A 16,523-nucleotide genomic window follows, 5' to 3' on the forward strand; every position below is an offset into this window, starting at 1 on the left:
CCCAGCAAAGAATGTCTGGGCTTTGAGATTATATAAGGGGAATAATACTTGCTTAAAAAGTGAAGACCTAGTCTTCATCGGTGATAATATCATCACCATCCAATTCGAAGCCTTCTCCAAGGAAGGTACGTTCTAGTTCGAATAAATCTGAATCTTTAATCATTTTATTTTATTTTGATATTCAAATTTATCACCCTTATTTAAGCTTATCATCAATATAAAATGAAGTTTTTGTTAAGGTTTATTATATTTTTTTGAGCACGACATCCAATTTTTCTGCCTGGATAATTCTGCTGAAAAACTCTTTTAAATCAAAGTATTCTTCAGGCATAAACAAAGGTTTGTTTAATTGGGTAGCAGATTCGATCACTAAAACATCGGGGGCCGCATTGTTGATTTTGAAGATATATCTTGCCGCGCGTTCTGGAAGAGCCATACTGATGTTTTTTAACTTATCTGCTATGGAGTAGGAATACCCTTTTGGCAGTTTTATTTCCATATAACTTTCTTCTTGGATTAAAGAACCAAAGTCAATTGGGTAATTTCTCTCTGTTAGATTGAAAGGATTTTTAGACATTTTGGTATCAATATAAGGATTGAATAGAAGTTGATCATTTTGCAAGGTTGCAAAATTTTTAATCTCAATTTCAAACTCCTCAGTTAATGGTTTATCAAGTGACTCCCGATTAGATACTTTAAAACTGTTGATTTTGATGCGATTGTTTTCTTCGTCTATTTTTTCATAGAATTCTTCTTCAGAATTGCTTCCTTGAAGACGCTCTCGCATTTTGGACGCACCATAACCATTCCGTGATGTTATCCATTTTCCTTTTAGTTCACCATTTTCAGATAGTTCGCCGTAGAAAAAGTTGCTGTAGGTGGAAGGAAGGTTTGCATCGAGTTTTACCCAGTCGGATTCACCTTCAAGGGGAATCGATCTTCCATGGTAGTTGACACATTTCATCGGAATATTTCCGAACATTTCATAGGGAGAGGTGGCATCCAGCAGGTAGTAATTTTCACCTATTTTTACTTGTGCAATCACATGGTTGAACTCCGATATTGCGGGGGCATAAAGTCCGGCATATCCATTGTCGCGCGTAGATAAGATCACAGGATTGGCCTCTAGTTTCGCGTATCGTAAAGCATTGACAAGTCCGAGGTTGATATCCGCACTATTGCCTGTTCTCTTTTCAATGGCTTCTTTAATGTTTTTTGCATAAATTGAATGTTGATTGTTCCATTTTATTTGTTTTTGAAAATAGGAATACAATCGTGCCGCTTTTTCTAGGTCATCTTGTGCATTTTGTAATATAGGGTCGATAAAATCTTTCAATGCACCTTTTCGCTTTACCTGCCCACCAAAGCTTTCACTTTGTACCAGTTTATCTCTGACATTTTCCCAAGTGAGCGAGAAGTCTTTTGTTGTTCCCATTGGAACACTGTATCGGCCGAGTTCGAAGAAAATAATTGATCTAAAGTTTTTGGAAGAAGTCATATAATCTTCGGCATGGAAAGCTGGAATATTTTCCATGGTATAGATGGTTTTACTTCCTAAGATTTCCCCAACTTCAGAATATAGACCTGTATTGTAATTTTCTACTTTTCTGTTACTGACGGCCAGCCCGCCTTTTAGATTGGCTTTGTAATGACAGATTTCTGGAATGCGAGTAACGTATTGACTATAAAGTTTCGGAAGGTCTTCCTGAAATTCCCAAGAATTTAGGTTAAAGATGAATGGAGACTCCGTACGATAGCGGTATTCAATAATTGTACCTTCTTGAACCTGTGGAATAGCTGCTTTCGTTATTGCATAGTTTTCTGAGGAGTTTTCGTAAAATATATTTGCTTTGGTCATCTCTGTTTCTACAATTTTGTCACCAACAAGATGATAGGATGATCCCTTGATGTCCATAAGAACTTCCCGTTCATTTCCACTTTTGTATAATGGAATGCTGAAGTTTGCATAATTATAGGCTTCCTTGTTTAAGATTTTAATGCGTACATGTTTGAAAAACTCAACAACTAGACCCTTATTCTTGTTGTAGTTGACTTCTGCAGAGCCATATTCACGTAAGACAAAGGCATTTGCGGCCGTGTCTATTTTGTCCATAGTAATGGCAAAATCCTCCTTTTTTATTTTACCGAATGAAAAATCTTGTGCTTGTACGTATAAACAGCTAAGCACGAGCAGGCCAGTTAAAAAACTTTTCATAAAAAATGACTGTATGGTTAATAATTATAGCGCTAAAGTAGGAAATAATTTTAAATCAAAATCACTTTGTTGATTAATTTGGTGTAAAAATTAATGCATTGATCAGTTTAGACTGTTTTTGTGTTTAGGAAATAAGTTCTACGTATTTACATCGTGAATTCGAAGGTTAATGTAACATATCGGTAATCTTCTCCATTCCATTTGGGACCTGAGAGTATAATTTCCTTGGCTTTGGCATCAAGGTACTCGTTTGCACTTTGGAGAATACTGATATTCGTTGGAAATCCACCCTTATCAATATAGAAGCTTATGCGTACGGTGCCTTCATAACGGCTTTTGGCTGTTTTTTTCTTGATATAATTGTTGAATGATCTCCAGCCCCATACGGGTTCAGCACTTTTTGATTTGCGTGAAGACATCGTGGTGACGACAACTTCATCCAGCGAATTGCTGGAGGGCTGCAATCTGATTGTGGTATTTTTACTGCGGCGCATATTCACGGCGACGGTATTGTAACCTAGGGCCACGATGTCGACGAGTGAATCCACCGAGCTTGGTTGGATGGTCGCCTGTCCCTGCGCATCAGTGTTGGTTGCCAATTTACTATTGGGTTGAATGATGGTGACCCCTGAAAGAGGTAAGCCCGTTTCTTTGTCGCGAACGGTGAGTTGAAGGGGTATACCGCCTTGTTGTACTGACGAAATCCCCGCAGCTTTGCCAGCAAGTGTACTGTTTAAACTTGAGTTTCCTCGCATCATCATCGTTTGAGAGGCCTCTTTTTTCTTTGCTATGGGTGTATAGCTAATCACGGTCGCACTGTCTTGAGGTCTTAATCCAAATACAGGGCGATCACTATTAAGACGTCCTTCCATTTCTTCCAGTGATTTTACACGTAGGGAGGGTTCGCGCGATAAAATCGTGACCTCCTCTTGTGGATGTTGTTCACGAAAACGGGGGCTGTTGTTATCTGCCAATTGTGGCGAACGATCTTGCGGTTCGATATTTGACTTGATATCATCTGTGGCCGTGGTAGAATCCTCTCCCATAACCGTTGTTTTTGGCTTATCCTGAGTAACGTTTACGTCAGCAGTACGTTTTGTCTCAGATCTATTTTTTTCCTGCTGCCAGAAAAGTACAAGACATACCCCCAAAACGATTACTGTAGAAGCGGCGATGGCTAGTCTTTTCCAGTCCAATATTTTAATTTTAGCAACCTTATCCCTTTTTGCACGTTGGCTAATCTGCTGATTGATTGCTGCAATTACGGTTTTATTTTGATCCATCTCTATACCCATCAGCATATCCGCCAACATGGGGTCACGCTGTGCCTCACGCTCAAGCGCGTACATCTCCGTAGGAGATAGTTCACCGTTGACGTATTTCTTTAAGTATGCTATGTCGTAATTACTGTTGCTCATTCCAAGCCTCCATGCAATTTTTTAAATTCCGTTTCCCATTTTGGATATAACTCTTTACTTCATTCAAGCTATAACCGGTAGATTCACTGATCTCTTTGTAACATTTTTCCTCTAAAAAGAAAAGTCTGACCGACTGTTGCTGTTTTTCTGGCAATTTGTCCAGACAGCCTTCCATGGCCGTTAACTGCTCTTCTTTTTCATCATATTGTTCATACTGATGCAGGTCTCCCGGAAATTTCACAAATTCATCCAAAGAAACTTGAGATTTGTTTTTTTGAGACCTCAAATACATCAGACAATGGTTTTTGCTTAATACATAGAGCCATCTTTGAAAATCTTTGATTTCCTGCTTGTTGACTTTATATATTAATTCCTCAAAGATATTCATGACCGCATCTTTACTCAATTCGGAATCTTGGAGATACCTTAAGCAAACATAATATACCATTTCGGTATGTCGCTGGTATAGATCGCCCAATACCTGGAGATCCATAGACTCCTGATAGCGCAACAAGAGCTCATGGTCTTGTGGTGTATCTATTTTTGACGACTTGAATGCGGACATTATATAGTCTAAAAGTATTTTTTTTTTCTGGTTTATGGAAATTTAATATTTCGTGCATCCCTTGGCAAAAAAATGAATGCTATGAGAACAATACTTTTTGTGATAGGCTTGTTGCTATCCTTCGGTGGGTACGCCAAGCAGGGATATGAAGTCAGCGGTAAGGTGGTCGATGCATATACAGGAATTGCTCTTGCCGGGGTGCAGGTAAGCAATGCCGTAACCAAAGAGCAGCGTCTGACGGATGATAAAGGAAATTATCGCATCCAGGTCCAGGATGGTAAAAATACCTTGATTTTTAGTTATATCGGATATCTCGAGCAACGGATCGCGGTCAACCATCGGTCAAAGGTTGATGTGGCCTTGGTGCAGCAAAACAATACACTGGATGAAGTTGTGGTGACCGGATATGAGCGCAAAGTGAAGCGCCAGACGGCACCGATGATGCATGTTAATTCAGCTTTGTCGGGACAAGTGTCAAGTTTGTATATCAGAGGGACGGCATACATGCCTAATCAAAACCAGGAATCTTATCGGAAGGTAAAGGAAAATAAGTTTATCAATCCGCTTAAAGAACCTTTATCAACGTTTGCAGCGGATGTTGATGCCGCCTCTTATAGTAATGTACGTCGTTTTATCAATTCGGGAAGTTTGCCTGAAAAAGATGCGGTACGCGTTGAAGAGATGATCAATTATTTTCAGTATGAGGTATCTGGTCCTAATAATGGTGAGCCCGTAAATATTGTCACTGAATTGACGAAGGCACCCTGGAATACTGCGCATCAACTTATGCGTGTAACGTTAAAAGCAAAAGATATGCCTACGGCAAAGCTTAAAGCTTCCAATCTGGTGTTTTTGATTGATGTTTCTGGATCGATGATGGGGCCGGGGCGTCTGCCCTTAGTAAAAGCTTCGTTGAAGATGTTGGTTGATCAGCTTCGTGATATAGACCATGTGGCTATTGTGACTTATGCCGGATCGGCAGGGGTAAAATTGGAAAGTACGCCTGGAGACGAAAAGATGAAAATAAAATCGGCTATTGAAGAGCTCGAAGCAGGCGGAAGTACTGCTGGTGCAGCGGGAATTAAGAAGGCTTACGAAATTGCCAAGCAGCAATTTATCAAAGGTGGAAACAACCGGATTATTTTGGCCAGTGACGGTGATTTTAATGTTGGAGACCACAGTGACGAATCGATGGAAGAATTGATTGCGAAAGAAAGTAAATCAGGCATTTTCCTTACGGTATTTGGTTATGGCATGGGGAATCTTAAGGATAGTAAGATGGAAATCCTTGCGGACAAAGGTCATGGAAATTACGCTTATATCGATAATATTTCGGAAGCACGAAAGGCGATGGTGACCGAATTTGGCGGAACGTTGTTTACTGTTGCTAAAGATGTAAAGATTCAGGTCGAATTCAATCCAAGGTACGTGCAAGCCTATCGCTTGGTAGGGTACGAAAATCGTATGCTGGAGGCCGAGGATTTCAATAATGATCAAAAGATGGGCGGTGATATGGGCGTAGGCCACATGGTGACAGCCTTGTATGAAATTGTACCTGTCGGTGTTGAGTCGGGAATGGTCGGAACGGTAGATCCATTAAAATATCAGCAGCATGCAAGTCCGGCAACTGGAAGGAGAAATGCTGAACTGGCAACAGTTAAATTTCGGTATAAGGAGCCTGAAGGGGAGAAAAGTAAGTTGCAGCAAAAGGTGGTAGGAACTGCGGTAACGGAGTTGAACAATGTGAGTGAAGATTTACGTTTTGCAACTGCGGTAGCGGAACTTGGTTTACTACTTCGTGATTCTGATTTTAAGCAAAAGGCCGATTTTGACCAGCTGATCGTGCGTGCAAAAGCTTCCAAAGGAAAAGATGAGGAAGGTTATCGTGCTGAATTTATCCGTATGGCTGAAAATGCGCGGGACTTGTCGAGATCGAAGGAATAATTAGGATAAGCTTATCCAAAAGTATTTTCAGCAGCGACAACCGAAAGTCTGCTGCTGAAAATTGTTTAGTTTTGAGGATTATAGGCAAAAAAGTGAATAAAATCTATATTTTTAAGCCATAAATAAAAGGAACGTATTTTGCTCCTGCGATTGGTGCTACATGCTATTCTGCTCGGGTGATGAATGGGGTGGATTGTTTTGGTGAATAGAGGTAATTTGTCAAGGAATCGGCCCGGCTGTCGATGGTGAGGCAAATACGAGAATAAAAAATAATAGATAAATGAAAAATTTCTTCTTGTGCTTTCTTTTGGCGATTGGTATTGTAATACCTACAATAGCCCAAAATGCGGGTTTGAATAAACAGCAAACGATGGCCTATATTAACAAGCTGTATAAAGTTGCTTATCATTATAAGGATACAAAAATTGATACGGTGACGGTAGATGGGAAAGTGCTGACAGTCTTTCTTTCCAGTGGCCAGCATTTTCGAAGTGATATTGCGAAATCAGATGTACTTGTCATTGCCAGGGTAAAATCAGGTCATCAAATTCGATTCAAGTCGTCGCCAAGCACGGATGAAATTTTGTGGGCTATCCAAACAGAAGATGATGCCAAGCGTCTGAAAAATGCGCTGGAGCATTTGATTAAAATTGTAAAAACGGAGAAAAAGACAGATCCTTTCAGTAGTTAAGTACTTTAGAAGTGTTCTGGTCTGATGAATACTAGAATGTTCGGCAAGTTATGCGCTTGCCGAACTGAATAGAGAAAGTAGTAGGGCTTGTACATGGATATGTGTTGAGGATTGCTGAGGGGGTAACCAAATGCCTACTAGATATAAAGACGATTGGCTTCATGGCCGAAATTGATGTGGCTGTTGAAACCATTGATTGTAAATTACATCGTTAATACGAACGTAAGGTGTTTACATAAATTCAGTATTAAAATGGTGTTATCTTATTGTAATTAAGTGATATAGTTTATAATGCTTAGATTTCACAATAAAAGCAGACCCGATGAAAGATCTGCTTGAATTGATATGTATTAGAAGTTGGCTGCTACGTTAAATAAGTATTAAGGTCAATAGTGGAATTAGGGCGACCATAGAAAACATCACTGTAGTACGCTTTTGCAGATATAAACTTATAGATAAGATCAATTCGCTGTTTTCGCAGCTTTCTATTTTGCCACCATTACATAGCGAAGAGGGCTTGATTTCTACAACTTTTCCTAGCTCATCTTCAATTTGCCATGCGGTCATCCACCTATTTTTAGGGCTCCATGTGTATTTTTTATTGATCAGGCTAATGGTAGCTTTACTCTTCCAGGAATTGTATTCAATATCACCGATCAGCTCATTGTTTTGATTTCGAATCTCTGTGTATGGATTAAAAAGCCCTTTATTTATGAAGCGATACTTGTCTTTATGGATAGAAACATGCGCATCTAGATTCCAATCAATAGATTCCAGGCTACCGATCACAGCATCATTACAATAGAGGGTAGACTTTGTTCCGAATAAATTATTTTTCCAGTTATAAATTGATTTCTTTTCCATGACTGTGTATGCTTATATGTTGATTTTAATTTATTAGTAGCCGATCAGCTCATTATGTTACAGCGTGTGGAAATATTTTTTGCGGAAGTCTTTTGTGGAAGCATTCATAAGGCTTAGTATAGGAGAAGTACACGAAAAAATCCCTATTTTTACCAAAAAAATCACATCGAATTGACACATCAGGAAAAGTCGAGCCAGATTAGGAGAGAAATAAATCAGTCTTATCAGGAGCTTAAAGGAATATACCCCATATTAAAACGCCAGAACAGCATTGGGCTGCTGATATTTGCTATCGCAATCCTAGCGATTCTGCTTGTATCGATGGGGTGGTACCGCGCAGTTGTACCGACTTGGTTAATGATTGTTAGCAATGCATTTTTTATGGGCGTATTGCACGAGATAGAGCATGATCTAATCCACTGGCTATATTTTAAAAAACAAAGAGGTATTCATCATTTTATGCTTTTTAGTGTTTGGATTTTGAGGCCACTGACTGTCAATCCTTGGATTCGCAGAACTTTGCACCATCATCACCATAAATTTTCAGGTACGTTGCACGATGTTGAAGAGCGTAGTGTGACAAATGGTGAACGTTGGTCAATTAAACGTCTGTTGACAACACCTGATGTTGTATTGGGAGGACTCTTTCGCCTTTATCGGATGTTTAGCGATATGGATGAGGAAGTAAAAAATGGAAATCTAAAATTGGAGACTTCTTCAAAACTAAAAAGAATTATGTTTTTGAGCATTGTTCCCGTAACGATTTTTGCACATGTGGTTTTATATTTCTATTTCGCAGATTTGCTAATGGTCTGGTTGAATACATTGTTCAGGTTAGATTTGAGTTTTCCACAGTATGTTGATAACATGTTAATAAGTTTTCATGGGTTAATTTATGTTATTCTTTTACCAAACTTATTACGTCAATTTTGTTTACATTTTATTACATCAAATATGCATTACTTTGGTGATGTTGAGGCGGGCAATGTCATGGAGCAGACACAGGTACTGACAGTGTGGTGGACGTTTCCGATGCAATTGTTCTGTTTCTTTTTCGGCTGGACCCACAGCATTCATCATTTTGTTGTTAACGAAACCTTTTACGTACGGCATATTGGACGTAATGCAGCTCAGGATATCTTACGTCGGTATGGAGTTCGTTTTAATGATTTGGGGACATTTAGGAGGGCAAACCGTTTTCGTGAACTTTCCAACAAAGAAATTTAGTGCTTTCCTCTAATTCTTTTTACGGTAGGTTTTAAAATTTCCATGTTGTCGGTAAACAAGTGCTCCCTCTTCGCAATAGTTCGATAAGTAAACAGAAAACTTGTTGCTCTCATTCTTATCAACACCCAATTGAATCAATACATCAGAAACACGTCTTTCTGTGTCAAAAAAATCGGAATGATACACGAGATTATCTAATTTTTTGCTCAGAGTGATTCGCTCTCGCGCCTCTGGAGGTAGCGAATATGGCGATTTGAATACAATGTCGTGCTGAAAAAAGAGTGCTGGTTGAATTTCGAGACTGCGGCATAGGGTTAAAAAATTTGTGAACGTTAGGTCTTTACCCTTTTCAATACCATTAAGTGTTCCTGTTGAAATGCCCGTTATATGGGATAGATCGCGCAATGAGTAATATAAATCATTTCGTTTTGCTCTAAAGCGTAACCCAATTGTTTCAAGTAATACTTTGTCTTCGTCCGTCATATAACGAATTGAATGACAATTTGCGCAAAATATCGTTTATTTTTTTGATTAAAAATTTGTATTTGGTTTATTTTAATGTTATGTTTGTTACAATAGCCTTTTATAAGTGGGAAAGAGATTTATTTTAGCGTAATCGAAGAATGTGTAATAGCAGAAATTCTTTAAATTAATAAACGGACCTTACATCACCTTCCCCATATTAACGAGTATGGTACATTGTTACCTTATCGCTAGGGGATAGAAAAACTAATCATATAAAAGAAACTATCGGTTTATCCTCGTCGTCTCCTGCGGGTGCGTTGTGGTGCTTTAAGATAGTTGTCTAGCATTTAATCACGATGGCCAATTGTTGGTCCAGCCAACTGGGTATCTACCGTGTATGAAAAAAACAATTTCCCAGCTTCGGTTTCAAGGAATCCGTCAAATTCTGTCGAAGCTGTGGAAGTTGTATAGTAGTGGAAGTTGTTTATTATTTTCCACTCATAAAATAATATATGATATAAAATACGATCAATAGGCATACCGCGATAATAAGTGTGCGCTTGATGTTTTTGCCGGCTGGTAAATCATCCTTTTCTTCTACGGCCACTTCTGGTAGTTTCTCCTCCTGTTTGTGGTCGCTATTTTCGGGCGTATTATACTTATTTTCCATAATTAAAAATGTTAATTTACATAACTAGAACAGTGCTGAGCGATAAATTGTTGGGGTTGGCTTATAATTTTAATTGGATAATAACTTCTTTATGAGAGGCTATTTTGCATTTGAAACAAATAAAGGCGATAAAACATTGTGTTTTTTCCAGTATTTACATACATTGCAGGTACATTGAACGCAACACCCTAAATAATCTCTGAGCACTGCGTTTACAGATGATTGTGTGTTTAATGTAGTCTATAAAAAAATAATTGAGCACTAAATGAAAAGAAGAACTCTTATCGGAACATTGGTAGCTGGATGTATGATGTTGGCGATTACTCCAACATTTGCGCAACAAAAAGCTGCAAAAAAGGAAATCGGTCTACAGCTATATTCTGTACGTGAAGAAATCGGGAAGAACCCAAATTTCGACCAGATTCTGCAAAAAATCGCTGCATTAGGCTATACAGGAGTGGAAGCTGCGGGATACAAGGATGGCAAATTATATAATTTGAGTCCACAGGAGTTCAAAGCAAAAGTGGAAAAGGCGGGAATGAAGGTAATTTCATCACATGCAACGAAGACTTTGTCAGAAAAGGAGCTATCCTCTGGAGACTTTACGGAATCTTTAAAATGGTGGGATGAGTGTATCGCTACGCACAAAGCTGCGGGAATGAAATACATTGTTACGCCTTGGATGGAGGTTCCTAAAACACTTAAAGATCTGGAAACACAGTGTCGTTATCTGGATGCGGTGGGCGCCAAATGCCGCCAGCAGGGAATCGTATACGGATATCACAACCACTCACATGAATTCAAAAAAGTGGAAGATAAAGTGATGTATGATTATATGATCGAGCACACAAATCCTGAGAATGTTTTTTTCGAAATGGACGTATATTGGGCGGTAATGGGACAGGCTAGTCCTGTGGATTATTTCAATAAATATGCGGGTAGATTTAAAGCATTACATATCAAAGATCACCGTGAAATTGGTCAGAGCGGTATGGTGGGGTTTGATGCGATTTTTAACAATTCAAAAGCGGCGGGATTACAATATATCTTTGTTGAGTTGGAAGAAACTCGTAATGATATTTACACTGGTCTACAGCAAAGTATTGATTATTTGAAAAAAGCCCCTTTTGTTAAAGCAAGCTATTTAAAATAAGGAGTGTCGGGAGAAAAGTGACGCTGTTTCGACAATGATCCGTTTGATAGATTTATTATTTTTCGGTAACTTGAGGATAATAAAAAAGGATTTTTTTTCATTTAAAATTGGATGATATGAAGCGGATTATTGTTGCTACAGATTATGCGGAGGAGGCAGAGCATGCCTTAAAATTTATTATGGAAGTATTTGCTGGAAAAGAGTATGAACTCGTTTTATTTTCCCTTCAAAATCCTTCAATTCATGCGATGAACGCTCGGCTTTCTCCCGATTCTATGTTTAAAATAGTTGAACATCAAAGCAAGATTCTACAACATAAGGCTGATGCTATTACTGCTGAGAGCGGTGTTGTGGCTATTCCATATCTAGCTGCAGGTCTATTTTACGATCAAATGACCAAATGTATCGAAGAGACAGGGGCCGATTTGTTAGTGATGGGTATGGCTAAACGTTCTTTTGATCAGGATATGCTTGGTAATACGACAACTGCAGCTATTAGTAAATTAAAAATACCGATCCTTTCTATTCCGCTTGGCGCAAAATTTACGGGTCTTCAGCATATTCTTTTTGCCTGTGATGTCGTTCGTGGTGTGCAAAAAGAAATTTTAGAAAAAGTGAAGGATTTTGCGAGTGATTTTGGGGCAGTATTGGAGGTACTCAATATTCGTAAGACCGTTGAGCAGCTGAATGAAGAAAAAGGAAGAGAAACACGGGAGGCCATCAACGATGTGATGGGAATTGTAAGTTATTACTACAAAAATGTAACCTCCAATGAGGTTGTAAAAGCCATTCGTGACGAAGTTAAAGAAAGTAATACAGATCTGCTGGTTATGATTCCCTATAAGTATGGTTTTTGGAGTTCATTGACCCATCGAAGTAAGACTCGTATGATGGCATCGGGGTTGGATATTCCATTGCTGACGATTTCGATTTAATCTTTTAACACCATTGGCCCTGCAGAACTAGGTTCAGAGGGCCTAGTTTTAGTTTGGTATATTATAGAGTTGGTAATATTTTGTCCCAAATCTGCTGGTAAAATCTATTATCTCGAATAATTCCCTTATCCAGATCATAATAATTTGGTGATTCAGAACTACCTCCCCTACGACGTTCTATTAGAAATATATTGAGGACTATCTTTGAACCGCCCCCTTTCAACGGGGTTATCAAAAAATTTGTAATTATTTTTTCACCTTCTTTATTGCTAAGCAGCTTCTTGTTTTCAAAGTACGCACTGGTCTGAACGAATCCAGAGGATCGATCCAGTTGTGAAATAAAATGCCCGCCATCTTGAAACGCTTGTATGATTTTGGTATACGCGGAGTCGCTTGCGATTGTGACAGTTTTTGTCCGTTCAGGGTTTTGGGCCAACAGAGAGCTGGAAAGGAAGAATAGTTGAGCGATCGCCAGCAGAGAGATTTGGATTAAGCGTTTCATATGAAATCTTTATTGTTTAAGCTATAATTTAGCCATTTATTTTAAATAATGGCTGTTAATAGTATAACCTTAGTTTATTTAATTCTTATCCCTAGTATCTTTAGGCTTCGCTCTTCCTGATCGAGCGTTGCAATATTGGGTAAATTAGCCCATTCCTCGAATCCCATTTTTTCAAACAACGCGATGCTGGCAAGATTGTGCGCGAAGATAAATCCCAACAGGGTATGTACGCCTAAACCTGGGGCTTTATCCATGCAGTGCTGGAGAATCTGTTTACCTAGACCCCGGCCTCGTTGCTGTTCGTCCAAATAGATACTGATTTCTACTGTGGCATCATAAGCCGGACGACCATAGAACGATTGGAAACTGACCCATCCAAGGAGTTGATTATTTTGATCTTCCACCATCCATAATGGTCTTTTTGAAGCGTTGTGTTCGTCAAACCATTTTTGTCTACTCGCAACAGATACAGGTTCTGTATCTGCTGTGACCATACGAGAGGCAATTGTTGAATTGTATATTTCTACGATGTATGGTAAATCCTGTTGTTCGGCGTTGCGAAATTTTAATTGATGCATGGATTTTACTGTTTAATTGCTATTCACTGTTGTTTTTTGCTCTAATGTCCAAGTTAGAAAGTCTGTCATGACGTCGTTCCAATGCTTTTTTTTGTAATCGGGCCTACCATCATTCTGAACTTCAAAATAATTATGCTCCAGATTGTAATATCGTTTTATTCATGAAGATAAGCTATCTAATATACATGTTGTTGCCAAACTTATATAAATTGCTTTTTAAATCCAATAGCATAATATTCATTTAGGAGTGATTTGCATATAGCTAGAATATTTCGGAAAGGGGGCTGGATAAGAACAGCGTAGGGCTTGGATGATAGGAAGATTTTCCAGCGAGGTTCTTTTTGGTAGTACAATTCTGTTTTCGAAAAGTTTATTCTGTGGAATAAATGGGAATATTCGGGAGATATGGGAGATGGAATTTTGCAGGATAAGTTTTATAAACCGATTATGTAATAAATAAAAAAACCTAACGTCAGTTAGGTTTTTTTATTTGTGGAGCTGGAGAGATTCGAACTCTCGTCCAGTCATGGTACTGTATACGCTTTCTACATGTTTAGCTTCTCTTTAATTGTCGGGCGAGGGAAGGTGAGTCGCTTACCTATACCGTACGCCGTAGTTGCTGTTTCTCACAAGTGCTTAGCAACATCACACCTGCCAGTTCTATTGTTCGATGCCCCGAATGTTAAACCAAAGAACAGGATCTAACGGGACAAATAGCTATGTTAAGTCTAACTTAAGCAGCTAAGGCGTAGTTTTCTTCGCCAGTTATAATTCTGAAAGTTCAGATTAAAGTGCTCTACTAACAACGCACTACATGCTTACATAACCGTCTCCATCCTGTCAATTCCGGTCAACCCCAATTATGTTATACAAAGATACTATTTTTTGCTTAATCAGCAAATTGTGAGGGATTCTTATTTTAGTGCGTTTATTCTAAATGGAAACAAGTGATATTTTAATATTGTTGAGAGCCAAAATATGGTATTGATAAAGCTTAAGGAATTTACCTAAACCAGTGTATTCGGCTAAGCTAAAAAACGCTAGATTATACGTCAATTTATTCAGATACTCATATTTTATCGGTATTTTGGTCGATTAAGGAAATTCTTGGGATAAATTGGTATAACTACGTTTACAGTAAAAAAGCTGGATTTGAAATCCAGCTTTTTTATGATGATAAATTCAATTATCTGGTCAATCCAGCCCTTTTCAACAAGGGGTCTACTGAAGGTTCTTGTCCGCGGAAGCGTTTGTAAAGGACCATCGGATGTTCTGTACCACCTTTTGAAAGTATATTATCCTTGAATTTGGTTGCGATTTCCTTATTGAAGATACCATTCTGTTTGAAGTAATCAAAAGCATCTGCATCCAGTACTTCCGCCCATTTATAGCTGTAATAGCCCGAAGAATAACCACCATTGAAAATGTGGGAGAAGGATGTACTCATGGCATTCTCCTTAACATCTGGATAGAGTTTTGTTGAGGCAAACTGTTCATCTTCAAATGCTTTAAGGTCTGATATTGCCGTCGGGTCTTGTCCGTGCCAACCCATATCCAATAAACCGAAGCTCAATTGGCGCATTGTCGCCATGCCCTCAAGAAATGAAGCGCTTTCTCGGATTTTTTCGACAAGTTCCATTGGGATTACTTCGCCAGTTTCGTAGTGTTTGGCAAATAATTCAAGGGCTTCTTTTTCATAGCACCAATTTTCCATCACTTGACTAGGTAATTCTACAAAGTCCCAATAAACGGAAGTTCCAGATAAAGTGGGATAGGTGCTATCTGCCAGCATACCATGCAGGGCATGGCCAAATTCGTGGAATAAAGTCGTTACTTCCTGAAAAGTTAACAATGACGGTTTTGAAGCTGTAGGACGCGTAAAATTGCAGACAATAGATACATGTGGACGCTCTTGCCTACCATTTTGGATGTATTGTGGTTTAAACGATGTCATCCAGGCACCATTTCGCTTGCCTTTACGCGGGAAGAAATCGGCATAGAAAATAGCAACTAATTCCCCATTGTCTTTACTGACCTCAAATGTTTGCACCTCTTCGTGGTAGGTGTCAATATTATCGACCTCTTTAAAGTTGATGCCAAACAAACGATGAGCCACTTCAAAGGCACCATGCAAGACATTTTCGAGTTTGAAGTAGGGTTTGAGCTTTTCATCGTCCAAATTAAAGCGTTCTTGTTTCAACTTTTCGGCATAATAAGCACCATCCCATTTTTCCAATTGGTCTATGCCATCCAAGTTTTTTGCAAATTGGGATAATTCTTCAAATTCTTGCACTGCCGCTGGTTTTGCTTTTCCGAGTAAGTCATTTAAGAATTCAGTGACTTTGCTTGGGTTCTGTGCCATACGCTCGGCAAGGACGAAGTCTGCGTGGGTTGCGTAGCCTAATAATTTGGCCCTTTCGAAGCGGAGTTTTACAATTTTCAGAACATTATCTACGTTGTTATACTCGTTATCCTGAAATGCTTTGCGGCCTGCCGCGAGGGTAATTTCTTTGCGAAGTTCCCGATTGTCGGCATAAGTAACAAATGGAAGATAACTTGGAAAGTCCAGGGTAAAAAGCCAGCCTTCCTTTTCGTTGGCTTTAGCCAAAGCATGTGCAGCTTCTATGGCACCTTCTGGAAGTCCGGCGAGATCTTTTTCGTCGGTTACCAACAGCTGGTAGGCATTGGTTTCGGCGAGGACATTCTCTCCGAATTTCAATTTTAAAAGCGATAGCTCGGCATCTATTTCGCGGAGCTTTTCCTTTTGTTCATCATTCAAAAGCGCACCATTGCGTACAAAATCCTTATAAGATTTTTCCAATAGGGTCGTTTGTTCTACCGTCAATGTCAGTTGATCTTTTTGATCGTATACAGCCTTAACCCTTTTGAAAAGATCGAAATTTAAGGTGATATCATTACCCAATGCAGATAATTTAGGCGCCACATCCTGCGCTATTTTTTCCATATCAGCATTGGTTTCAGCTGAATGGAGATTGAAAAAAATACTGGACAAACGGTCTAATGTCTGGCCTGAATAAGAGATGGCTGCGATTGTATTATCGAAGGTCGGCAGCTCGGGATTGTTGACGATAGCATCGACCTCATCTTTTGTTTTCTTTATAGCTTCATCAAATGCGGGAATGTAATCTTCGTTTTTTATCTGTGAAAACGGAGCAGTGTCGTGCTGCGTTTTAAATTTATCTGTTAAAATACTCATAGGAGTAAATGTAATAAATATTTATTTCAAGCGATAGTATCTACTTTAAATTATGGAGCTGAGATGATATTTGAACTTG

Annotated in this window: 14 protein-coding genes and 1 other RNA gene; 5 read left to right on the forward strand and 10 right to left on the reverse strand. The window is 38.9% G+C overall.

The window, feature by feature from the left end:
- Positions 1-244: 244 nt before the first annotated feature.
- The 3 genes from B2W36_RS17325 to B2W36_RS17335 all read right to left on the reverse strand — a co-directional run bounded on the left by B2W36_RS17325 (position 245) and on the right by B2W36_RS17335 (position 4,198).
- On the reverse strand, positions 245-2,215 hold the full coding sequence (locus B2W36_RS17325; RefSeq protein WP_293888931.1) for a DUF3857 domain-containing protein: 1,971 nt from the start codon (positions 2,213-2,215) through the stop codon (positions 245-247).
- 146 nt (positions 2,216-2,361) lie between these two features.
- A complete protein-coding gene (locus B2W36_RS17330; protein ID WP_293882299.1) occupies positions 2,362-3,633 on the reverse strand; it encodes a TonB family protein in 1,272 nt (423 codons plus the stop codon).
- Positions 3,620-4,198, reverse strand: coding sequence for an RNA polymerase sigma factor (locus B2W36_RS17335; RefSeq protein WP_293882301.1), 579 nt, complete (start codon positions 4,196-4,198; stop codon positions 3,620-3,622). The genes B2W36_RS17330 and B2W36_RS17335 overlap by 14 nt, the downstream gene beginning before the upstream one ends.
- 81 nt (positions 4,199-4,279) lie before the next feature.
- On the opposite strand from B2W36_RS17335, the gene B2W36_RS17340 reads away from it, so the two are divergent.
- On the forward strand, positions 4,280-6,142 hold the full coding sequence (locus B2W36_RS17340; protein WP_293888933.1) for a vWA domain-containing protein: 1,863 nt from the start codon (positions 4,280-4,282) through the stop codon (positions 6,140-6,142).
- 280 nt (positions 6,143-6,422) lie between these two features.
- Positions 6,423-6,833 carry a hypothetical protein gene (locus B2W36_RS17345; RefSeq protein ID WP_293882305.1) on the forward strand — a complete coding sequence of 137 codons (411 nt, stop codon included), beginning with the start codon at positions 6,423-6,425 and terminating at the stop codon, positions 6,831-6,833.
- A 369-nt stretch (positions 6,834-7,202) separates the two neighbouring features.
- On the opposite strand, the gene B2W36_RS17350 is transcribed toward B2W36_RS17345, so the two are convergent.
- Positions 7,203-7,697, reverse strand: coding sequence for a hypothetical protein (locus tag B2W36_RS17350; RefSeq protein WP_293888935.1), 495 nt, complete (start codon positions 7,695-7,697; stop codon positions 7,203-7,205).
- Between the two features lie 171 nt (positions 7,698-7,868).
- On the opposite strand from B2W36_RS17350, the gene B2W36_RS17355 reads away from it, so the two are divergent.
- Positions 7,869-8,924, forward strand: a complete 1,056-nt coding sequence (locus tag B2W36_RS17355; protein ID WP_293882309.1) for a fatty acid desaturase — start codon at positions 7,869-7,871, stop codon at positions 8,922-8,924.
- A 9-nt stretch (positions 8,925-8,933) separates the two neighbouring features.
- On the opposite strand, the gene B2W36_RS17360 is transcribed toward B2W36_RS17355, so the two are convergent.
- Positions 8,934-9,407 carry a helix-turn-helix domain-containing protein gene (locus B2W36_RS17360; protein ID WP_293882311.1) on the reverse strand — a complete coding sequence of 158 codons (474 nt, stop codon included), beginning with the start codon at positions 9,405-9,407 and terminating at the stop codon, positions 8,934-8,936.
- Positions 9,408-9,876: 469 nt separating this feature from the next.
- On the reverse strand, positions 9,877-10,059 hold the full coding sequence (locus B2W36_RS17365) for a hypothetical protein (RefSeq protein ID WP_293882313.1): 183 nt from the start codon (positions 10,057-10,059) through the stop codon (positions 9,877-9,879).
- A 265-nt stretch (positions 10,060-10,324) separates the two neighbouring features.
- Here B2W36_RS17365 and B2W36_RS17370 point away from each other — a divergent pair, with 265 nt between their 5' ends.
- Both B2W36_RS17370 and B2W36_RS17375 read left to right on the forward strand, forming a co-directional pair.
- Positions 10,325-11,212 (forward strand): sugar phosphate isomerase/epimerase family protein, encoded by an 888-nt coding sequence (locus B2W36_RS17370; RefSeq protein WP_293888937.1) that lies wholly within the window; start codon positions 10,325-10,327, stop codon positions 11,210-11,212.
- A gap of 116 nt (positions 11,213-11,328) precedes the next feature.
- The gene (locus B2W36_RS17375; protein WP_293888939.1) at positions 11,329-12,147 is read left to right on the forward strand and encodes a universal stress protein; all 819 of its coding nucleotides are present in this window, start codon (positions 11,329-11,331) and stop codon (positions 12,145-12,147) included.
- Positions 12,148-12,208: 61 nt separating this feature from the next.
- Here the strand turns inward: B2W36_RS17375 and B2W36_RS17380 are convergent, their stop codons facing one another.
- The 4 genes from B2W36_RS17380 to B2W36_RS17395 all read right to left on the reverse strand — a co-directional run bounded on the left by B2W36_RS17380 (position 12,209) and on the right by B2W36_RS17395 (position 16,444).
- Positions 12,209-12,649 carry a hypothetical protein gene (locus tag B2W36_RS17380; protein WP_293888941.1) on the reverse strand — a complete coding sequence of 147 codons (441 nt, stop codon included), beginning with the start codon at positions 12,647-12,649 and terminating at the stop codon, positions 12,209-12,211.
- Between the two features lie 74 nt (positions 12,650-12,723).
- Positions 12,724-13,227 (reverse strand): GNAT family N-acetyltransferase, encoded by a 504-nt coding sequence (locus B2W36_RS17385; protein ID WP_293882321.1) that lies wholly within the window; start codon positions 13,225-13,227, stop codon positions 12,724-12,726.
- A 490-nt stretch (positions 13,228-13,717) separates the two neighbouring features.
- Positions 13,718-14,085, reverse strand: a transfer-messenger RNA (tmRNA) gene (ssrA, locus tag B2W36_RS17390).
- A 328-nt stretch (positions 14,086-14,413) separates the two neighbouring features.
- On the reverse strand, positions 14,414-16,444 hold the full coding sequence (locus tag B2W36_RS17395; RefSeq protein WP_293888943.1) for a M3 family metallopeptidase: 2,031 nt from the start codon (positions 16,442-16,444) through the stop codon (positions 14,414-14,416).
- Between the last annotated feature and the right edge of the window lie 79 nt (positions 16,445-16,523).

Source organism: Sphingobacterium sp. UBA3549 (assembly GCF_002376635.1).
Taxonomy (GTDB): Bacteria; Bacteroidota; Bacteroidia; order Sphingobacteriales; family Sphingobacteriaceae; genus Sphingobacterium.